Genomic DNA, 21,191 nt, shown 5'->3' with positions numbered 1-21,191 from the left:
ATAATCTAGTTCTTACAAAAAAGTTAAAAATATTTTTAAGATGTTTTTTCTTACTTATTAATTTTTTGAATGCATTTTAACGTTGTTATTTGCTTTTTGTCGAGGTTTTGAAAGTTTCTTTACATAACTATTCGAAAATCGAACCAATTATTCTATTAAATTTAACAAAAAATTACAAAGAAGTAATCTCATACAAAGCAATGCTGGCAGCTTGGACTACATTCATGCTTGAATTTTTTCCAAACATATTAATGTGAACGATTTGATGTGAAATTTTTAGTAGTTCTTCTGAAATTCCGGCAATTTCACTTCCTATCAAAAGTGCCGTTTTTTTATCCTTTGGAATTAGAACTTCTTTTAGGGGTTTACTGTTGCTTGTAATTTCTAAAGCAATAATTTCGAAGTTGTTTTCTTGAAGATAAGCAGTTAATTCTGCCGTTTCTTCAATAATTTGATGCGGTACATGAAGATGCGTACTGCGTGAAGTCTTGTTGATTTTTCTTGGCGTAAGCGGAATGTCTTTTCCTAAAAATATAATATTTTCTACACCAAAAGCTTCTGAAATTCTAAAAAGCGAACCAATATTCTGCTGAAAATAAATATGATCGCAAACCAAAGTTATTGGAAATGTTTTTCTCTCAAATTGATTTTCTTCGTGAGTCAGCTGCATTTTTTTAGTGAAAAGTAATTAGTGAAAAGTAATTAGTAAATAGTAAATAGTAAATAGTGGTGACTCAGAATCTAAATAATTTTTCTTTTTAATTTGATGAATTACTAGTTACTAATCACTTTAACTAGTCGCTAATTAGTGAAAATATAGTTAATAATATTAGCGCCCATTTTTAAGGCTTTATCGCGAACATTTGCCGGATCGTTGTGTACTTCGGCATCTTCCCAGCCATCGCCTAAGTCACATTCATACGTGTATAGCAAAACCAGTTTGTTTTCTACAAAAATTCCAAAAGCCTGCGGGCGGGTTCCGTCGTGCTCATGAATTTTAGGTAATCCGTTAGGAAAAGGAAAAGGTTTTTGAAAAATAGGGTGACTGGCAGGAATTTCGACCAGATTATTATTTGGAAATATTTTTTTGATTTCTTTTCGAATGTATTGATCCATTCCGTAATTATCATCAATATGAAGAAAACCGCCTCCGTTTAGATAATTTCTCAAATTCGAAATATCAGAATCGCTGAAAACTACATTTCCGTGTCCCGTCATGTGTACAAACGGATACGAAAGCAAATCAGGATTGCCTGGCTCTACAGTTGAAGGTTTAGCTTTTATTCTGGTATTGATAGTCGAATTGCAAAAATGAATTAAGTTCGGCAGTGAAGTTGGATTTGCATACCAATCGCCTCCGCCGCTGTATTTTAATAATGCAATTTCTTGTGAAAAAGAAGTGATTGAAAAAAGTAAAAGCAAATAAAATATTTTTTTCATAGAATTGTAATTTGTCTACTCGTTTTGTTTTTCACAAAACCCTCGGAATTTATTTAAACTTCATTAAAAAATACAACACTATGGCAGGCCACAACTGCGGCAGTTTCTGTACGCAGACGAGTATTTCCTAATGTTACCGGTTTATAGTTGTTTTCAAGAGCCAATGCAATTTCTTTTTCAGAAAAATCACCTTCGGGACCAATTAATAAGGTTACGTTTTCGTTTGATTTTAAAGATTCTTTCAAAGATTTTTTATCGGTTTCTTCGCAATGCGCAATAAACTGCAAGCCTTGATTTTTTTGCTTGATAAATTCTTTAAACGAAACAGCATCGTTTAATTTTGGAAGAAACATTTCATTAGATTGTTTCATTGCCGATAAAACTATTTTTTCAAAACGCTCTAAATTAATCACTTTTCTTTCAGAACGATCGCAGATAATTGGCGTAATTTCCTGAATGCCTATTTCTGTCGCTTTTTCTAAAAACCACTCAAAACGGTCATTCATTTTAGTTGGCGCAACAGCCAGGTGCAGACGAAATTTTGGTTCTGGAGATTTTTTTATAGAAAGAACGCTCACAATGCATTTGTTATCAGATGCCAGAGTAATTTCGGTTTCAAACAATAATCCCTGACCATTTGTAACGTGAAGAATATCTGAATCTTTCTTGCGTAAAACTTTTATAATGTGTTTGCTTTCTTCTTTATCAAAAGAAAAACTCTCGGTTGTTTCGTCTATATCCGGATTGTAAAATAACTGCATAATTAAAACTGAATTCGCGCTTTAGAAACTACTGAAGAATCTTCAAAACGTTTTGATAAATATTTTTGGTAGCCTACAATTCCTATCATTGCGGCATTATCTGTAGTGTATTCAAATTTTGGAATAAAAGTTTTCCAGCCGTATTTGGCTTCACTTTCTTTTAAAGTAGTCCTGATTCCTGAATTTGCAGAAACCCCGCCTCCAATAGCGATTTGTTTAATTCCGGTTTCTTTTACAGCCAGTTTTAATTTATCCATCAAAATTTCGATAATCGTATGCTGAATTGAAGCGCAGATATCGTTTAGGTTTTCTTCGATGAAATTTGGATTTTCTTGTTTATTCTTTTGAATGAAATATAAAATAGCCGTTTTTAGTCCGGAAAAACTAAAATCTAATCCCGGAACTTTTGGTTTCGTAAAAGTAAAAGCTTTTGGATTTCCTTCTTTGGCATATTTATCAATTAAAGGCCCGCCCGGATAAGGAAGTCCTAATATTTTTGCACTTTTATCAAAAGCTTCTCCAACCGCGTCATCTGTAGTTTCTCCAATAATTTCCATGTCAAAAAAACTGTTCACTTTTACAATCTGCGTATGTCCGCCGCTAATTGTTAAAGCTAAAAAAGGAAATTCTGGTTTATCGTATCCTTCTTCGTCAATAAAATGCGCTAAAATATGGGCATGCATGTGATTTACAGCGATTAACGGAATATTTAATGCTAATGATAACGATTTACCAAACGAACTTCCTACCAAAAGTGATCCCATTAATCCGGGACCTTGTGTAAAGGCAATGGCAGATAGCTGTTCTTTTTGTACATTTGCTTTGCGAAGTGCAGCATCGATTACAGGAACTATGTTTTGCTGGTGTGCTCTCGAAGCTAATTCAGGAACTACACCGCCATATTGATTGTGAATTAACTGATTGGCCACAACATTTGAGAGTACTTTGTCGTTATTTAAAACCGCGGCAGCAGTATCGTCGCATGAACTTTCGATGGCAAGAATAAAAACCTCTGAATTTTGCATATAAAGGCACGAATTTTGGATTATATTTGACAAATCAAATTTTGAAATTTCTTTGATTGAAGCAGATGCCAAAATTAAAGAATTTTTATCAAAACAGCCGTCCTTTGTCTGTTCAAATTAAATTAATACAAAAACAATAATAATAGCGTTATCAAAAGAGTAAAGAAAATAGTATCCAGAACCCTGATTGGCTTAATTTTACTTTTGCTGATACTTGCTATCACTCTGTCTCTGCCTGTCGTACAGACAAAAATTGCTAAATATATTACCGAAACTCTTAATAAAGATTTTAAAACCAACATTAGTATTGATAAAGCGGCAATAAATATTTTTGGCGGCGTAAAACTAAAGAAAGTACTTATTTTAGACCATCATAAAAAAACTTTAATCTATTCAGACCTTATAAATACTGATATTTTAAGTATTAAAAGAGCAATCGATGGAGACTTAATTTTTGGAGATATTCGTTTAACAGGTTTAATTTTTAATCTTAAAACCTATAAAGGCGAAGACGAAAACAATATAAATAAGTTTATAAAACTGTTTGAAACTGAAAAACAGGTAAAAACAAAATCGACTAAACATTTCCTTCTAACAGCCAGAAACGCATACATTACCAACGGAAATTTTTCTGTTGTTGATGAAAATAAGCACACACCAAAATTCCTGGATTTTACAAAGCTGAATGCCTATATCAGCGATTTTAAATTGTATGGTTCAGATGTAAATACAAACATTCACAGATTTTCATTTTTAGATCACAGAGGTTTGTATGTTTCTAATTTTGCCGGAAAATTCAGTTATACCAAAAAACAGATTAAAGTAGAAAACCTTGCCATAAAAACCAAGAGATCGTGGATTTATGGAAAAGCAATTTTAAATTATAAGGTTAAAGATTTTCTTGATTTTACAGATAAAGTTCGTTTTGATGTAGCATTAGATTCGTCTTCTATAGCTTCAAACGATATTCGTTATTTTTATGACGGACTGGGTAAAAACCAGCATTTTAAAGTTAAAACCAAGATTAAAGGACCTTTAAATGATTTGAACCTTAATCATTTAAGGCTGAGCGATGCAAATGGTTCCAAAATCTTTGGAAATATCAACTTTAAAAATCTTTTGGGTACAAAAGAACAAAAGTTCTCGATGGATGGAAAGTTTGATAAATTAATTGCCAGCTATGATAATCTGGTTTTTATACTTCCGGGTATTTTAGGCAAAAGCCTTCCAAAAGAGCTGAAAAGAATAGGTAAGTTTAATATCACCGGGAAAGCAAAAGTCTCAACAACAGCTTTAGAAACCGATTTTAAAATGGCTACTGATTTAGGAAACGGTAAGGTCAATCTTCATATGAATAATATGGATTTTATCGATAAAGCTTCTTATTCCGGTAATATTGTTTTGGATAATTTTAATATTGGCGCTTTATTAGGCCGAAAAGACGTTGGCCGAACGACTTTAAATTTAGATGTTGACGGTGTTGGTTTTACCGAAAAATATTTGAATACAATTGTTAAAGGTGATATCAATAAATTAGACTACAATAAATACAGATATAGTAATATTGTTGTAAACGGAAATTTCAAGCTTCCTTATTATAAAGGTCAGGTTTCAATTAATGATCCGAATTTGAATTTGACTTTTGACGGATTAGTAGATTTAAGTAAACGTGAAAGCCGTTATGATTTTCATATAAATGTAGAAAATTCAGATTTACAAAAATTGAGGTTCGTAAACGATTCGATTTCTCATTTTAAAGGTGATGCAGTAGTTCAGGTAAGCGGAAATTCTATCGAAAATCTTCAGGGAAACATTATTATTAAAGATGCAGAATATCAAAATCCACAGGCGACTTACGTTTTTGATGACGTAACAATAAGTTCCAATTTTGATGCTGACAGACTAAGAACCATAACAATTAATTCAGCAGATATTGTTGAAGGAAGAATTGTGGGTAAATTTCAATTTGCACAGCTGGATAAACTGGTTATGAATTCTGTGGGAAGTTTGTATACCAACTATAAACCTTATAAAGTTAAAAAAGGACAATTCCTGCGTTTTAATTTCCACGTATATAATAAGGTAGTAGAAATGCTGTATCCGGATTTAAAAATTGATTCCAGTACAGTGGTCCGCGGTAAAATTGATGCAGACCTGCAGGAATTTAAATTTGGTTTCAGATCCAAACAAATTACTGCGGCCAAAAATACTTTTGATAATATCAGAATCAGCATAGATAATAAAAACCCGCTTTACAATGCTTTCGTTGAGCTCGATAGTATTAAAACACCTTATTATAAAATCCGCGATTTCAATTTAATTAACGTAACATCAAAAGATACTTTATTTGTTCGTTCTGAGTTTAAAGGTGGTGATAAAGGACAGGATTATTTTAATCTCGATTTATATCACACCATCGACAAAAAGAAAAATAATATTGTTGGAATTAAGAAATCTGAAATGAAGTTTAAAGACTATTTATGGTATTTAAATGAAGACGCCGCAAAGGATAATCAGATCGTTTTTGATCAGTATTTTAAAAACTTTACCATTGACAATATAGTTTTATCTCACGAAAACCAGAAAATTGATTTAAACGGGATAATTAAAGGAAAAGATTATAAGGATATTGTCCTCAATTTTGAAGATGTAGACATAAATAAAATTACGCCTTCAAATTCGAAGTTTGTTTTTAACGGAAACCTAAACGGAAACATAAATTATAAGCAGAATAAAGATGTTTATCAGCCGACAGCCAGTATTGTCGTCGATCATCTTAATATGAATAAAGTTGATTTAGGCACCCTGAATTTTGATATTTCGGGAGATCAGACTTTTAGAAAATTTACCGTAAATTCTTCTATCGTAAACGGTTTTGCAGAATCGTTTAGGGCAAATGGTACTTTTAATATTGAGAATAAGGAAACTTTTATGGACTTGAATCTTAAACTCGAAGGATTTAATCTTGCGACTTTAGGAACTATAGGAGGAGATGTTTTATCGAATATTAGAGGTTCTGTTTCAGGAAATGCAGCAGTTGTGGGTAATTTGAAAAAACCTGAAATCAACGGACGTTTATATGTAGAAAAAGCCGGAATGACAATTCCGTACCTAAATACGGATTACGAATTGAGCGACAGAACGGTCATCGATTTAACAGATGAGAAATTTTTGTTTAGAAATAATCAGTTAACAGATACTAAATATAAAACAAAAGGACTGCTGAACGGAACAATCGAGCATCATAATTTTGGCGACTGGAAATTAGATTTAACCATAACTTCTAAACGTTTATTAGCACTTGATACAAAAGATAGTGAAGATGCGGCTTATTTTGGTACAGCATTCATAAACGGAACTGCAAGTATAAAAGGACCAACAGAAAGTTTATTTATTAAGGTTGATGCAAAATCTGAAAAAGGGACCGAAGTCAAGATTCCTATAAATAATGTACAAAGTGTAGGAGAAAGCAGCTGGATACATTTTGTAACACCAAAAGAAAAATACAATCTGCAAAAAGGAATTGTCGAAAGAACCAGAAACTACAATGGTCTGGAGCTGGAATTTGATTTTGACATTACGCCGGATGCCGAAGTAGAAGTTATCCTTGACAGAAATTCCGGTCACGGTATGAAAGGAAAAGGATACGGATCGCTGTTATTTAAGATTAATACACTGGGTAAATTTAATATGTGGGGGGATTTCCAGGCATACGAAGGAACTTATAACTTTAAATACGGAGGTTTAATCGATAAAAAATTCGCAGTTAAAAAAGGTGGTTCTATTATTTGGGAAGGAAACCCGATGAAAGCACAGCTGAATTTAGAAGCCGTTTACAAAACATCGGCAAATCCTGCCGTATTGCTGGATAATTCTTCTTTCAATAAAAAAGTACCTGTAGAAGTTGTAATTGGTTTAAGAGGAGATTTAACTAGTCCTGAACCTAATTTCGATATTCAGTTTCCATCGGTAAGTAATGTATTGAAATCTGAAATACAATATAAGTTAGATGATAAAGACGTTCGTCAAACGCAGGCTTTGTATTTATTATCTACAGGTTCATTTATGAGTCAGGACGGATTTAACCAAAGCGATTTGTCAGGAACATTTGCAGAAACTGCTGCAAGTTTATTAGGAGGAATTATCAAATCAGATAACGACCTTATTAATATTGACCTGAATTTTATTTCTGCCGACAGAAGATTAGGTCAGGAAGCCGACGGGCAGTTTGTAGCCAATATTTCATCGCAGATTAACGAAAGAATTTCTATTAATGGTAAAGTAGGGGTTCCGGTAGGCGGAGTAAACGAATCTGCTATTGTGGGTGATATTGAAATCTTATACCGTGTAAACGAAGACGGATCAATGAACCTTCGATTATTCAATAAAGAAAATGATATTAATTATATAGGACAAGGAATTGGTTATACGCAGGGAGTTGGTATTTCTTATGAAGTAGATTTTGATACTTTCAGCGAATTGGTGAATAAATTGTTTAAAAGCCATAAACTCGAGAAAGCGATTAAAAAATCAGATGATTTTCAGGATTCAAATCTAAATCCGGATTATCTGAATTTTAAAAGCGCTAAAGAGGCAGAAAAAGACAAAAAGAAACCTGAAAAAGAAGAAGAGAAAAAGCCAAAACCGCAAAACAATAATGAAGGCTTAATTCCTGACAATGATTTCTAGATAATTTGTTAAAAAGAGTATAAAAAAACCATTCGAAACAACGAATGGTTTTTTTATGCTTAAATTTATAGTTTTTGTAAGTTTTTTCTAAAAAGCTCTAAGTGAGATTTTTATAACACTTCTTTTGGGTATTGTTAATTTTAAAGAATTAATTAAAAAATGCCCTATTTATTATTTTAAATGAAATTTTTGGTATCAAAAAACTTATTAACGAAAACGTTTGAATTTAACAGATTTTATTAAATTATAATAAATATAACCGCAGAAGTGCTGAATGTTTGCTAAATTTACAACTTTAATACTTAAATAATGTCAAAAACAATAAAAAAAGTAGGTGTTCTTACCTCAGGAGGAGACTCACCGGGAATGAATGCTGCAATACGATCAGTTGTTCGAACATGTGCTTATCATAATATAGAATGCATAGGAATTTATAGAGGGTATCAAGGAATGATCGAAGGTGATTTTAAAGAAATGGGCCCTCGAAGCGTTAATAATATTGTAAATAAAGGAGGAACGATCCTTAAATCGGCTCGCTCTGTAGACTTTAGAACCCCGGAAGGCCGTAAAAAAGCTCACGAAAATCTTCTTAAAGCCGGAATCGATGCTTTAGTTGTTATTGGTGGAGACGGAAGTTTTACCGGAGGTTTAATTTTTAACTCAGAATATGATTTTCCTGTAATGGGAATTCCAGGTACAATTGATAATGATATTTATGGTACAAGCTTTACTTTAGGTTATGACACTGCTTTAAATACTGTTGTTGACTGTATAGATAAAATTAGAGATACTGCAAGTTCACATAACCGTTTATTCTTTGTAGAGGTTATGGGTAGAGATGCAGGCCACATCGCACTTAATGCCGGAATTGGAGCCGGTGCAGAAGAAATCCTTATTCCTGAAGAAGATTTAGGTCTTGACAGATTGTTAGACTCTCTTCAAAAAAGTAAAGCTTCAGGAAAATCATCAAGTATAGTAGTTATTGCCGAAGGTGATAAAATTGGTAAAAATGTATTCGAATTAAAAGATTACGTTGAAGCTAATTTACCTGAATACGACGTAAGAGTATCTGTTTTAGGACACATGCAGCGTGGTGGTTCGCCATCTTGTTTTGACCGTGTTCTGGCAAGCCGTCTTGGTGTAAAAGCAGTAGAGTCTTTAATTGAAGGAAAATCAAACTACATGGTTGGTCTTAAGGAAGATAAAGTTGTTTTAACTCCGCTGGAGCAGGCAATTAAAGGTAAATCTGAAATTGATAGAGAATTATTGAGAGTGTCAGACATTATGTCTACATAATTATATAAGATAAAAGTTTAAAAGAGAAGAAGTTTATTGTGAGGAAATTAGACTTTGAATTAATATAATAAAAACAAAAGCAAAAATTTAGTAAAATGTCAAAAGTAAAATTAGGAATAAACGGATTTGGACGTATCGGAAGAATCGTTTTTAGAGAGTCTTTCAATAGAGATAATGTAGAAGTTGTAGCGATCAACGATTTATTAGACGTAGATCACTTAGCTTACTTATTAAAATATGATTCAGTTCACGGTCGTTTCAACGGAACTGTTGAAGTTAAAGAAGGAAAATTGTATGTAAACGGAAGAAACATCCGTATCACTGCAGAAAGAAATCCTGCTGACTTAAAATGGAACGAAGTTGATGTTGATGTAGTAGCAGAATGTACTGGTATCTTCACAACTATCGAAACTGCAAGCGAGCACTTAAAAGGAGGAGCTAAAAAAGTTATCATTTCTGCTCCATCTGCTGATGCTCCAATGTTTGTAATGGGAGTGAACCACGAAACTGCAAAAGCTTCTGATTTAGTTGTTTCTAACGCTTCTTGTACTACAAACTGTTTAGCTCCTTTAGCTAAAGTTATCCACGATAATTTCGAAATCGTTGAAGGTTTAATGACAACTGTTCACGCAACTACTTCAACTCAAATGACTGCTGACGGACCTTCTAGAAAAGACTGGAGAGGTGGACGTGCAGCTGCAATCAACATCATTCCTTCTTCAACAGGTGCTGCTAAAGCGGTTGGAAAAGTTATCCCATCTTTAAATGGAAAATTAACTGGAATGTCTTTCCGTGTACCTACTGCTGACGTTTCTGTTGTAGATTTAACTGTAAAAGTTGCTAAAGAAACTACATACGAAGAAATCTTAGCTGTATTGAAAAAAGCTTCAGAAAACGAAATGAAAGGTATCTTAGGATATACTGAAGATGCAGTTGTTTCTCAAGACTTTATCTCTGATAAAAGAACTTCAATCGTTGATGCTGGTGCAGGAATTGGATTAAATTCTACTTTCTTCAAATTAGTATCTTGGTATGACAATGAGTACGGATACTCAAGCAAATTAATCGATTTGTCTGTGCATATCGCAGGTTTAAAATAATATTATATATTTTTGCAAAATCCCGTTATCATCAAAGTAACGGGATTTTCTTATTTTGTTACGTCTTTAATTAATGTAAAAACTACACTTATTGAAGAAAAACTAAACCAAAAACAAAAAATAAAATGAAATTAATAGTTGATAGTGGGTCTACTAAAGCAGATTGGATTGCAATTGATGATAACGGAAAAGTATTGTTCACCACACAAACATTAGGATTAAATCCTGAAATTCTAGACGGACCGGAAATTATCTCAAGATTAAACGACCGTTTCGATATTTTACAAAACAAAAAAAATGCAACACATTTGTTCTTTTATGGAGCAGGTTGTGGAACAGACAGAATGAAAGAAGCTTTAAAACAAATCTTTCAGGAGTATTTTACTAACGCTATTGTTGATGTTCAGGAAGATACTTATGCTGCTGTTTATGCTACAACTCCAAAAGGAGAAGAAGCAATTGTATCTATCTTGGGAACTGGGTCTAACTGCAGTTATTTTGATGGAAAAGTATTGCACCAAAAAGTTCAATCATTAGGTTATATCGTAATGGATGACTGCAGCGGAAACGTTTTTGGAAAAGAACTAATTAGAAAATACTATTTTAATAAAATGCCTAAAGAATTAGCAGTTGAGCTTGAAAAAGAGTACGACGTTGATCCGGATTTTATTAAAAATAAATTATATAAAGAACCAAACCCAAATGCTTATTTAGCAACTTTTGCTAAGTTTTTAATTAAACATAAAGACACTGAATTCTGCAGAAAAATTATTTTCAAAGGAATGAAATCTTTCGTTAAAAACTATATCAAACAGTTTGACAACTGTAAAGAAGTTCCTGTACATTTTGTTGGTTCTATTGCTTTTTATTTAAAAGATGAATTGCAGGAAACTTTCGATAAATACGAGCTTAAATTAGGAAATGTATTAAGAAGACCTATTGACGGTTTAATTGCTTACCATGTCGCTAATCAATAGTTCTGGGTTTATGGAAATTGCAATTATCGCACACGACGGTAAAAAAGCTGATTTGATTGATTTTTTGATTAAAAATGAAGCTGTTCTTCATAATGAGAAAATCAGACTTATTGGTACCGGAACAACTGGAGGAAAAGCCGAAGCAGCGGGATTTAAAACGCAGAGAATGCTTTCAGGGCCTTTAGGAGGTGATGCGCAGATTGCTGGAAGAGTTGCAGAAGGAATTACACAAATGGTTTTCTTTTTTAAAGATCCATTATCCAGTCATCCTCATGAAGCAGATATTAATATGCTGATTCGTGTTTGTGATGTACATAATGTGCCGCTGGCAACAAATGAAGCAACGGCACAATTATTATTAGATGCTATTGCACAGCAATTATAGAAATCTCAACATTTACATTTTTTGGCAGACATGCCACTTGAACCGTTTCACGTGCTGGAGCGGTTTTTTCGTTAAAATACGAACCGTAAATAGTGTTTATAGCACCAAAATTGTTCATATCCATAATAAAGATAGTAGCTTTAACTACGTTCTCAAAAGTCATATTCGCAGCTTCAAGAATAGCTGCAATATTTTCCATTACCTGAGTCGTTTCGTTGTTGATAGTATCAGTAACTAATTCTCCTGTAGCCGGATTAATTGCAATCTGGCCAGAAGCATACAATGTGTTTCCTGATAAAACGGCTTGATTATAAGGACCGATAGGAGCCGGAGCCTTTTCTGTAAAGATTATTTTTTTCATGATAAAATTATTTTAAGTCGATGAATTATCGATTTATAGTGCTTCGTTTGTTCCACTTAATGTCACTAAGCATACCAGATTTAATTCCTATGAAGAAGTTCCAGTTTGAACTTGTTCCCATAGGCTGCCAGTTAAAAGCCATTCTCCAGCTTAATAAGTCTCTTTCAAAACGGAACTGAGTAAAAGTAACACCCTTTTGAACAAAGTCAAAACCAGTAGAAACCCCGCCTTTCCATTTAGGAGTAATATCCATATTGGCAGAAATCATAATTGAGTTTCCGGTTATTTTATTCTCGCGGTTTGCATTAGAGTAGGTAAGAGAATATGCCATTGTCATGTCCCACGGCAGTTTTGAACTGAAAAATTCAGTTATAACATCTTCTTCACGATCCGGATCGTTTGCAAACTGGCTGTTTCGGCTGTCATTTAAATCAGTATTGGTTCCAAATAAGTCGTCATTACGACCACCATTTCGCTGACTCTGGGTGTTTTTTTCCTTTCCGGTTCCTTTGTTCGAAAACGAGTAATTCATTGTAATGTTGGCACTCGTCATTCTAAATAAACTTCCGCCATTTTCAATGTTGTACATGTTTATCACATTTCCGGCATTGTCAATAGCATAAGGATTTAAAACAGCGCCAAAATTGACATTCATTTTATTTTCAAAAAACTGAGTTCCACCGCTTACAATAATTGGCTGCCAGGCTAAAGTTTCTTTTCCGTTGGCATTAAAATTATAGCTCGTGCTGAAGTTTAAATTGTTTAGCAGCATAACTTTTTTAGGTTCAGTTTTCGTACTGTCGCTGTCTCTTACTTTGGCTTCAAAAGTGTTGCTTAATGAGAAACCTACTATGTTAGAGTTTTCTTTACCAGGAGCGCCATAAATACCGTTTTCGAACCTGGTATATTCATCTGTTGAAATTCTTCCCGCAGCATCTACAGTATAATGATCGTAATACCTTTCAAAACTTGGAGTATAAGAGTAAGTAATACTCGGTCTCATGACGTGGCGGATAGCTTGTATTTTTTTGTCAGTTCCAAAATTAAAAGTACCATAAATGGTAGTTCCTAAATTGGTGCTGAAATTGTAAGTTCTAAATGCATCAAAACCATTTACAGTTGTATTGGCTACTTCACCTTTGCTGGCATCGTAATTTTTATCAATCGTTTTGGTAACCCATGTTTCCTGATAATTTGTAGATGCTCCGGCACTAAAATATTTGAAAATTTTAAAGTTGGTGCTGATAGGAATACTGTGCTGCATACCAATTTGAGCATCTCTAAACATCTGCGGTTTGAAAAATAATGAATCGGTTGTTTTAAAGTTGTTCTTACCCGTTACGTTATACTGCAGGTTGATGTTTTTAAAGAAACCTTTTTTAACGCCGTTTTCGCCCACAAAAGGATAAATACGGTCAATGCTACCCTGAAAGTTAGGAAGCGTCATTAAAATCTCTTCTGTCTGCGTATTTTGCTGGTGTGTGGCAGAAAGAGAGATTCGCGATCCCGGAATAGTATTAAAGGTTTTATTGTATGAAATAGACGAACTCAAAGTGTTATTTAAGTTCGATCCAATATTAGCCTGATTTATAGATCGCTTAAAGTATTTACTACTACCCATATTTACAGAAGCTGAAAAAGTCGAATTAGGGTTTGATTTAGTATCTTTAGAGTGCGACCACTGAATGTTGTAAATGTTTTGCTTTGAATAATCCGGATAACCTCTCTCGCTGTTAATCAGGTTTTCAAAACGAACATTAATATTTCCTCGATATTTGTACCTCTTTGCATAAGCAGACTCAAACCTCATGGCATAACTGCCATTGGTATAATAATCTCCCAAAACAGTTAAATCATAATTATCGCTCAATGCAAAGTAATATCCTCCATTTTGAAGAGAAAATCCTCTTGTATTTGAATCGTTATAACTTGGGATAATAATACCTGAAACGCTTTTTTCTTTACTTAAAGGGAAAAAACCGTAAGGTAAAGCAAGTGGAGTAGGAACATCAGCAATTACCATTTGTGTTAAACCGGCAACGATTTTTTTACCGGGTACAAATTTAATTCTGCTGGTTTGAAAATAGTATTCCGGATTATCAATATCCTGAGCAGTTGTAATACGTGCTCCTTTTAAGAAATATACAGAATCATTTTCTTTTTTAGTAACAGAAGCCTTGATGTTTAATTCACCTTGTTTTGTTCTGGAATTATAAATTAAAGCTTTTTTAGTTTTAAAATTAAAGCGGATAGAATCCGGCTGTACTTCATTTGTGCCCTGTTTAAAGTTTGGATACTGAACCAAAACCCCTGCAGAATCTTTTATTCTTCCGGCATACACTTCATCTTTTTCAAGATTTAAGATAATGATACCAGATTTTAACTCTACATCTTTATAGTACAGTTCGGCTTCATTATATAAAGTAAGCAGTTTGTTTTTCTTGTCGTACTTTGCATAATCTTTTGCTTTATATTTAGTAGGAGCGTCAAGAAACTGTTTTTTAGGCTTAATACTATCTATCTTTATAGTATCAACAGTTGCTGTAGAAACTGCGGGCGTTGCTGCTGCAGGAGCAGCGGCAGGCTTATTTGTTTGTTTTACAGCAGGTAAAGATTTTTTTTTAGGTTTTATCTCTTGCGAATATGATTTACCACATCCTATTGTTAGGAAAAATGATATTAAAACGATATTAAATAAGTTTGTATGCAAAGGTTTAAATACTATTTTTGTAAAATTATGGCTTGTTTTTTGACATGTCAAACTTACATATAATTTTTTGGCAAAAATAATCAATTGTAAAAATTATAACAGCTGCATTTTATTAAAATTAACTTTTAGATTTATGAATGGTTTAAACAAAATTAAGGTAATCTTTACTTTTTTTCTAACGATATTGTCATTTTGCTCTTATAGTCAATCAAATGTTTTTAAAGTAACACTTGATGCCGGACACGGAGATCATGACTTTGGCGCTGTTTACAGCGGCCGGATTGAAAAAAATATTGCCTTAGCAATTGTTTTAAAAGTGGGGAAAATTTTAGAGCTTAATCCAAATGTTAATGTAATTTATACTCGTAAAACAGATGTTTTCGTGGATTTGGTCGAAAGAGCTAATATTGCCAACAGAGCAAATTCAAATATTTTCGTTTCTATTCACTGTAACGCTAACAAAAATACAGCTGCAGACGGAACCGAAACTTATGTAATGGGTTTGAGTAAAGTTGCCTCGAATCTTGAAGCAGCGAAAAAAGAGAACTCTGTTATTACTTTAGAGAAAGATTATAAACGAAAATACGAAGGTTTCGACCCAAATTCGCCAGAATCTATGATTGGAATGACGTTGATGCAGGAAGAATATTTGGATAATAGTATTTCCCTGGCAACTAAAATCGAAGATAATTTTGAAAAATTAGGTAAAAAACTTCGTCAGGGAGGTGTAAAACAAGCACCTTTCATGGTACTTCACAAAGCATACATGCCAAGAGTTTTAGTAGAAACGGGATTTGTCTCTAACCCAACGGAAGGTAATATTCTAAATTCTGAAGAAGGTCAGGATGATATAGCAAAAGCTATTGCAGAAGCAATTCTGAGTTATAAAAGAGAGTATTTTGGTTCAGGGGGTGAGTCAGACGATAGTCGGCCCATAAGAGATACTACTCCCGCAAAACCAAAAACAACTGCTCCGGCAGCAGTAACTAAAAATGCACCAAAAGGAACTTTTTTTAAAGTACAGCTAATTGCAAGTATTAAAAAAACACCATTAGAGCCAAAAAACTTTAAAGGACTAAAAAATGTAACTATGTTATTTGAAAACAATATATATAAGTACTTCTATCAGGAAACTTCAGATTATGAAACTGCAAAGAAATATCTGGAAGAGGCTAAAAGTAAAGGGTATGGCGCTTCCTTTTTAGTTGCAACCAAAGACGGAGAAAAGATTAGTATTCAGGACGCGATCAAATAATCGTCACAAGTTCGAATATTTATATTAATTTTGTAACAAACACTAAGAATTTTGAAAGTAACAAGAGAAATTAAAACGGCTATTTTAGTCATCGCATCAATACTATTATTTATTTGGGGATACAGCTTTTTAAAGGGCAAAGATCTTTTTACTAATTATACAATCTTATATGCTGAATACGATAATGTTGAAGATTTATCTCTTTCAGCACCAGTAACACTTAACGGACTTGCTATTGGTAAAGTGAATAAAATCACAATCGATGAAGTAACAGGGAAATTATTAGTAGAACTTCAATTAAAAACAGATTTTCCAATTTCAAAAACAAGTATAGCAACAATTTATTCTCCAAGTTTAATCGCTGGAAAACAAATTAAAATTGTTCCAAATTTTACTGATAAAAATTTAGCAGAAGATGGGGAAAAATTAGCCTCTACTGTTGAACTTGGATTAACAGAATCTTTAGGAGGAAAAATTGAGCCAATTCAGCAAAAACTGGATAAAATGCTTGTAAATATTGATGTTCTGGTTACAGGATTGAATAATACTTTGGATAAAAATACACAAGAAAATCTAAAGAAAACAATTGCTGAATTAAGTCAGACAATGGCACAGTTTCATAAAGCTTCAGGCAGTTTAAACAATATTCTTGATACAAATAAAGGACAGATTAACGGAATGGTTTCTAACTTTAATAAAGTATCAAACAACTTTAATAAAATTTCTGACTCGTTAAACAAAGCTGATTTAGGAAAAACGGTTCGTAATTTAAACCAGACATTGGCGAAAGTTGACAGTTTAATGGCTAACTTGAATTCTGGAAAAGGTACAGCTGGAAAATTATTAAACGATGATGCCTTGTACAATAATTTAGCAAAAACTTCAAAAGAACTTGAATTGCTGCTGCAAGACGTGAGACTTTATCCAACTCGTTACGTAAACGTTTCTCTTTTCGGAAAGAAAAATAAACCTTACGTAGCACCAACAGAAAATACAAACTCAACTGATAAAAAATAATTGTAAATGAGTTATTTAGATAATATTTTATTTGCCATACTTCTTATAGCAGGTTTCGGCTTTTTTGCAGCGAGCGTGAAAAAGATCATCCGAAACATTAATCTGGGAGTTGATGTAGATCGAAAAGATAATCCTAAAGCTCGTTGGAAAAACATGGCATTGATTGCTCTTGGGCAGTCAAGAATGGTGAGACGCCCTGTTGCCGGAATACTGCATATTTTTGTATATGTAGGTTTCATAATTATTAATATCGAATTACTCGAAATTATAATCGATGGGTTATTTGGAACTCATAGAATTTTTGCACCTTATTTAGGCGTAGTCTATGATGTTTTAATTGCTTCATTTGAAATATTGGCAATACTTGTAATTTTTGCCGTTACGGTTTTTTGGCTTAGAAGAAACTTCATCAGATTAAAACGTTTTATACATTCTGATTTAACAGGATTTCCAAAAAGCGATGCAAATTATATTTTGTATTTTGAAACCGTTTTAATGATTTTGTTTTTATTAATGAACGCTTCAGATCTTCATTTGCAAAACGTTCCGGGAGGAGTTTTTCATAAAGCAGGAAGTTTCCCGATAAGCCAGTTTATTGCTCCAATTTTTAACGGAATGTCAAACGAATTGGTTGTAATATTATTTGAAACATTTTGGTGGCTTCATATAGTTGGTATTTTGATTTTTATGAACTATTTATACTTCTCAAAACACCTTCATATCCTGTTAGCATTCCCAAATACTTATTTTGCGAATTTAAAACCAGAAGGACAGTTTGATAATTTAGCTTCAGTTACAAAAGAAGTTAAATTAATGATGGATCCAAATGCTGATCCGTTTGCTGCAGCTCCTGTTGATGAAAATGCAGCGCCGAGTAAATTTGGAGCAAGCGACGTTCAGGATTTAAACTGGGTGCAGCTTTTAAATGCATATACTTGTACAGAATGCGGACGTTGTACGTCATCTTGTCCGGCAAACCAAACAGGTAAAAAATTGTCTCCGCGTAAAATTATGATGGATACAAGAGACCGTCTTCAGGAAGTTGGAAAAAATATTGATGCCAATAAAGGTGTTTTTGTTCCAGATAATAAAACATTATTAAATGATTACATTACTCCGGAAGAACTATGGGCTTGTACTTCATGCAATGCCTGTGTAGAAGAATGTCCGGTAAATATTAGTCCATTGTCTATTATTATGGATATGCGTCGTTATTTAGTGATGGAGCAGAGTGCTGCGCCAATGTCATTAAATGCTATGATGACTAATATTGAAAATAACGGAGCACCTTGGCAGTACAGCCAGCAGGACCGATTAAATTGGAAAAACGAGAACTAGAAAAGATATAGTTTAATCGGTTAATCGTTAATTCGTTTAATCGTACTTAGGATTCGAGAAACTGCCGATTAAACAATTGAACAAATCAACGATTAAACAAAAAGAAATGTCAGAAAGTTTAGTAGTACCAACAATGGCAGAAATGCTGGCCGAAGGAAAACAACCAGAAGTGTTGTTTTGGGTAGGCTGTGCAGGAAGTTTTGATGATAGAGCAAAAAAAATTACGAAAGCATTTGTGCGTATTTTAAACCGTACCAATGTTTCTTTTGCGGTTTTGGGTACAGAAGAAAGCTGTACTGGAGACCCTGCAAAAAGAGCCGGAAATGAATTTTTGTTTCAAATGCAGGCCATGATGAATATTGAGGTTTTAAATGCTTATGAAGCAAAAAAAATCGTTACCGCTTGTCCGCATTGTTTTAATACCTTAAAAAATGAATATCCTGAATTAGGAGGAAACTATGAAGTTATTCATCATACAGAATTCCTAAAATCATTAATAAATGACGGAAGACTTACAGTTGAAGGCGGACAGTTTAAAGGAAAGAAAATTACTTTTCACGATCCTTGTTATTTAGGAAGAGCTAATAAAGTTTACGAAGCACCTAGAGATTTAATTGAGAAACTAGACGTTGAATTAGTTGAAATGAAACGTTCTAAAGCAAACGGATTATGCTGTGGTGCAGGCGGGGCGCAGATGTTTAAAGATGCAGAACCAGGAAACAAAGAAGTAAATGTTCTGCGTACAGAAGATGCTTTAGAAGTAAAACCGGATATAATTGCAGCCGGTTGTCCATTTTGCAACACCATGTTAACAGATGGTATTAAACATGCGCATAAAGAAGGCGAGATAAAAGTAATGGACGTTGCCGAATTAATTGCAAATGCACAGGATTTATAAAAGATTTTGAATTGCTAAGGTTTTAAGATGCTAAGTTTTTAAACTTGAAACGTGAAACCCAAAACAATTCAAAAGAAATCTAAAATCTAAAATCAACAATCTAAAATCTAAAATCTAAAATTCAAATGTATATACCTTTTGAAAATTTACCTGGTGAATCAAGAGTCTGGATTTACCAATCGAACAGAAAATTTTCTGAGGAAGAGTTTTCTGAAATCGAAACCGATTTAAAAGCTTTTGTAGAAGAATGGGCCGCACACGGAACCAGTCTTGAAGCTTCTTTTTTGCTTAAATACAATCGTTTTATAATATTAGCTGTTAATCAAGAAGTGCAGGCTGCGACAGGTTGTTCTATCGATAGTTCAGTAGAATTTATTCAGGGATTAGAGAAAAAGTACGACGTTGATCTGCTTGATAAAATGAATGTAACTTTTAAACTGGGAGAACATATCGCACACAAACCATTAATTGATTTCAAGAAAATGGTAAAAGATAAATCAGTTTCTGAGAATACTATTGTTTTCAATAATTTGGTTAACAATATTGAAGAATTCAATGACTCTTGGGAAGTTCCTGCTGCTGACAGCTGGCACAGCAGATTTTTCTAAGAGAAATTTATACTATTTTTAAAAGGTACAAAACTTAGGTTCTGTGCCTTTTTTGTTTTGAATACGTGTTGTTTAAACCCGCTTCTTAAAATTTATTAACTGGAATTAATCTAATTTTGTCGAAAATCTAACAATTTAAACAACCCATTCAACGCTATTTTTGAGTATTTTCGTAGAATTAAATTTAATACATGAAAATAGCAATAGTTTGTTATCCAACATTTGGCGGTAGTGGTGTAGTAGCCACTGAGTTAGGTCTCGAATTAGCCAGACGCGGACACGAAATACACTTTATAACTTACAGCCAGCCGGTAAGATTGGCACTTTTAAATCCTAATGTTCATTATCACGAAGTAAACGTTCCAGAATATCCTTTATTTCATTATCAGCCGTATGAATTAGCTTTGTCAAGCAAATTGGTCGACATGGTGAAATTATATAAAATAGAAGTTCTTCATGTACATTATGCAATTCCTCATGCTTATGCAGGATATATGGCAAAACAAATGCTGAAGAATGAGGGAATTAATCTTCCAATGATTACAACACTTCACGGAACTGATATTACGCTGGTAGGAAATCATCCTTTTTATAAACCTGCGGTAACTTTCAGTATCAATAAATCAGATTATGTGACTTCGGTTTCACAGAGTTTGAAAGATGATACTTTGAAATTATTCAAGATCAAAAATAAAATTAAGGTAATCCCGAATTTTATTGAATTGGATAAAGTTAGAAAAGACCCAACTGAGCCTTGCCACAGATATGTAATGGCAAAGGAGAATGAAAGAATCGTAACACATATCAGTAACTTTAGAAAAGTAAAACGCATTCCGGATATTATTAAGATTTTCTATAATATCCAGAAAGAAATGCCGGCTAAATTAATGATGGTGGGCGATGGTCCTGAAAAGGAAAAAGCAGAGGTTTTGTGCATGGAACTAGGAATTTACGATAAAGTAATTTTCTTTGGTAACAGTAATGAAATTGATAAGATTTTATGCATGACCGATTTGTTTTTACTTCCATCAGAAACAGAAAGTTTCGGGTTAGCGGCTTTAGAAGCTATGGCTTGTGGTGTTCCGGTTATTTCGAGTAATTCAGGAGGATTGCCTGAGGTTAATTTTGATGGTGTTTCCGGATATTTGAGTGATGTTGGAAATGTTGACGAAATGGCGGCCAATGCTATTAAGATATTAAAAGATGACAAAACGCTGAATAAGTTTAAAGCAAATGCTTTAGAAGTAGCGAAGAATTTTGATATTAAAAACATTCTTCCAAAATATGAAGCTTTGTATCAAAGAGCAATTGACGATTATAAAGAATAAAAA

General features: G+C 33.4%; 17 protein-coding genes. 11 read left to right on the top strand and 6 right to left on the bottom strand.

Going from position 1 to position 21,191, the window contains the following annotated elements; genetic code table 11:
- Positions 1-172: 172 nt before the first annotated feature.
- From PQ462_RS16585 to tsaD, 4 genes are all read right to left on the bottom strand, one after another.
- Positions 173-670, bottom strand: coding sequence for a TrmH family RNA methyltransferase (locus tag PQ462_RS16585; protein WP_073408378.1), 498 nt, complete (start codon positions 668-670; stop codon positions 173-175).
- Positions 671-801: 131 nt separating this feature from the next.
- On the bottom strand, positions 802-1,440 hold the full coding sequence (locus tag PQ462_RS16580; protein ID WP_274250828.1) for a DUF4159 domain-containing protein: 639 nt from the start codon (positions 1,438-1,440) through the stop codon (positions 802-804).
- Between the two features lie 53 nt (positions 1,441-1,493).
- Positions 1,494-2,201 carry a 16S rRNA (uracil(1498)-N(3))-methyltransferase gene (locus tag PQ462_RS16575; RefSeq protein ID WP_012026559.1) on the bottom strand — a complete coding sequence of 236 codons (708 nt, stop codon included), beginning with the start codon at positions 2,199-2,201 and terminating at the stop codon, positions 1,494-1,496.
- Positions 2,202-2,203: 2 nt separating this feature from the next.
- Positions 2,204-3,226 carry a tRNA (adenosine(37)-N6)-threonylcarbamoyltransferase complex transferase subunit TsaD gene (gene tsaD, locus PQ462_RS16570; RefSeq protein ID WP_274250827.1) on the bottom strand — a complete coding sequence of 341 codons (1,023 nt, stop codon included), beginning with the start codon at positions 3,224-3,226 and terminating at the stop codon, positions 2,204-2,206.
- A 204-nt stretch (positions 3,227-3,430) separates the two neighbouring features.
- On the opposite strand from tsaD, the gene PQ462_RS16565 reads away from it, so the two are divergent.
- From PQ462_RS16565 to PQ462_RS16545, 5 genes are all read left to right on the top strand, one after another.
- Positions 3,431-7,915, top strand: coding sequence for a translocation/assembly module TamB domain-containing protein (locus PQ462_RS16565; RefSeq protein WP_274250826.1), 4,485 nt, complete (start codon positions 3,431-3,433; stop codon positions 7,913-7,915).
- 309 nt (positions 7,916-8,224) lie between these two features.
- Positions 8,225-9,211 carry a 6-phosphofructokinase gene (pfkA, locus tag PQ462_RS16560; protein ID WP_012026556.1) on the top strand — a complete coding sequence of 329 codons (987 nt, stop codon included), beginning with the start codon at positions 8,225-8,227 and terminating at the stop codon, positions 9,209-9,211.
- A 95-nt stretch (positions 9,212-9,306) separates the two neighbouring features.
- Entirely contained in the window at positions 9,307-10,311 is a 1,005-nt protein-coding gene (gene gap, locus PQ462_RS16555) for a type I glyceraldehyde-3-phosphate dehydrogenase (protein WP_012026555.1), read from the top strand.
- 125 nt (positions 10,312-10,436) lie between these two features.
- Positions 10,437-11,288 (top strand): N-acetylglucosamine kinase-like protein, encoded by an 852-nt coding sequence (locus tag PQ462_RS16550; RefSeq protein WP_012026554.1) that lies wholly within the window; start codon positions 10,437-10,439, stop codon positions 11,286-11,288.
- Between the two features lie 10 nt (positions 11,289-11,298).
- Positions 11,299-11,673, top strand: coding sequence for a methylglyoxal synthase (locus PQ462_RS16545; protein WP_044048067.1), 375 nt, complete (start codon positions 11,299-11,301; stop codon positions 11,671-11,673).
- Here PQ462_RS16545 and PQ462_RS16540 read toward each other — a convergent pair.
- Both PQ462_RS16540 and PQ462_RS16535 read right to left on the bottom strand, forming a co-directional pair.
- Positions 11,654-12,034, bottom strand: a complete 381-nt coding sequence (locus PQ462_RS16540; protein WP_012026552.1) for a RidA family protein — start codon at positions 12,032-12,034, stop codon at positions 11,654-11,656. The two genes, PQ462_RS16545 and PQ462_RS16540, sit on opposite strands and share 20 nt — an antisense overlap.
- A 25-nt stretch (positions 12,035-12,059) precedes the next feature.
- Complete coding sequence (locus PQ462_RS16535) at positions 12,060-14,795, bottom strand: putative LPS assembly protein LptD (protein ID WP_443135204.1); 2,736 nt, start codon at positions 14,793-14,795, stop codon at positions 12,060-12,062.
- Positions 14,796-14,877: 82 nt separating this feature from the next.
- Between PQ462_RS16535 and PQ462_RS16530 the strand changes: the two genes are divergently transcribed.
- The 6 genes from PQ462_RS16530 to bshA all read left to right on the top strand — a co-directional run bounded on the left by PQ462_RS16530 (position 14,878) and on the right by bshA (position 21,188).
- Positions 14,878-15,999 (top strand): N-acetylmuramoyl-L-alanine amidase family protein, encoded by a 1,122-nt coding sequence (locus PQ462_RS16530; protein ID WP_012026550.1) that lies wholly within the window; start codon positions 14,878-14,880, stop codon positions 15,997-15,999.
- Positions 16,000-16,050: 51 nt separating this feature from the next.
- Positions 16,051-17,016: an MlaD family protein gene (locus PQ462_RS16525; protein WP_274250824.1), complete on the top strand. Its 966-nt coding sequence runs from the start codon at positions 16,051-16,053 to the stop codon at positions 17,014-17,016.
- Between the two features lie 6 nt (positions 17,017-17,022).
- Entirely contained in the window at positions 17,023-18,354 is a 1,332-nt protein-coding gene (locus tag PQ462_RS16520; protein ID WP_274250823.1) for a (Fe-S)-binding protein, read from the top strand.
- A 106-nt stretch (positions 18,355-18,460) separates the two neighbouring features.
- The gene (locus PQ462_RS16515; protein ID WP_012026547.1) at positions 18,461-19,252 is read left to right on the top strand and encodes a (Fe-S)-binding protein; all 792 of its coding nucleotides are present in this window, start codon (positions 18,461-18,463) and stop codon (positions 19,250-19,252) included.
- Positions 19,253-19,377: 125 nt separating this feature from the next.
- Positions 19,378-19,860 carry a hypothetical protein gene (locus PQ462_RS16510; RefSeq protein WP_012026546.1) on the top strand — a complete coding sequence of 161 codons (483 nt, stop codon included), beginning with the start codon at positions 19,378-19,380 and terminating at the stop codon, positions 19,858-19,860.
- A gap of 191 nt (positions 19,861-20,051) precedes the next feature.
- A complete protein-coding gene (bshA, locus tag PQ462_RS16505) occupies positions 20,052-21,188 on the top strand; it encodes an N-acetyl-alpha-D-glucosaminyl L-malate synthase BshA (RefSeq protein WP_274250821.1) in 1,137 nt (378 codons plus the stop codon).
- Positions 21,189-21,191: the final 3 nt, after the last annotated feature.

The organism is Flavobacterium sp. KACC 22758, assembly GCF_028736135.1.
Classification (GTDB): domain Bacteria; phylum Bacteroidota; class Bacteroidia; order Flavobacteriales; family Flavobacteriaceae; genus Flavobacterium; species Flavobacterium johnsoniae.
Note: the sequence above shows the minus strand (reverse complement) of the source record. Positions and strands in the feature narration are given on the sequence as shown.

Coding starts and splice junctions, on each gene's coding strand:
- PQ462_RS16585 (WP_073408378.1), bottom strand. CDS start 670: ATGCAGCTGACTCACGAAGAAAATCAATTTGAGAGAAAAACATTTCCA.
- PQ462_RS16580 (WP_274250828.1), bottom strand. CDS start 1,440: ATGAAAAAAATATTTTATTTGCTTTTACTTTTTTCAATCACTTCTTTT.
- PQ462_RS16575 (WP_012026559.1), bottom strand. CDS start 2,201: ATGCAGTTATTTTACAATCCGGATATAGACGAAACAACCGAGAGTTTT.
- tsaD (WP_274250827.1), bottom strand. CDS start 3,226: ATGCAAAATTCAGAGGTTTTTATTCTTGCCATCGAAAGTTCATGCGAC.
- pfkA (WP_012026556.1), top strand. CDS start 8,225: ATGTCAAAAACAATAAAAAAAGTAGGTGTTCTTACCTCAGGAGGAGAC.
- gap (WP_012026555.1), top strand. CDS start 9,307: ATGTCAAAAGTAAAATTAGGAATAAACGGATTTGGACGTATCGGAAGA.
- PQ462_RS16550 (WP_012026554.1), top strand. CDS start 10,437: ATGAAATTAATAGTTGATAGTGGGTCTACTAAAGCAGATTGGATTGCA.
- PQ462_RS16545 (WP_044048067.1), top strand. CDS start 11,299: ATGGAAATTGCAATTATCGCACACGACGGTAAAAAAGCTGATTTGATT.
- PQ462_RS16540 (WP_012026552.1), bottom strand. CDS start 12,034: ATGAAAAAAATAATCTTTACAGAAAAGGCTCCGGCTCCTATCGGTCCT.
- PQ462_RS16530 (WP_012026550.1), top strand. CDS start 14,878: ATGAATGGTTTAAACAAAATTAAGGTAATCTTTACTTTTTTTCTAACG.
- PQ462_RS16520 (WP_274250823.1), top strand. CDS start 17,023: ATGAGTTATTTAGATAATATTTTATTTGCCATACTTCTTATAGCAGGT.
- PQ462_RS16515 (WP_012026547.1), top strand. CDS start 18,461: ATGTCAGAAAGTTTAGTAGTACCAACAATGGCAGAAATGCTGGCCGAA.
- PQ462_RS16510 (WP_012026546.1), top strand. CDS start 19,378: ATGTATATACCTTTTGAAAATTTACCTGGTGAATCAAGAGTCTGGATT.
- bshA (WP_274250821.1), top strand. CDS start 20,052: ATGAAAATAGCAATAGTTTGTTATCCAACATTTGGCGGTAGTGGTGTA.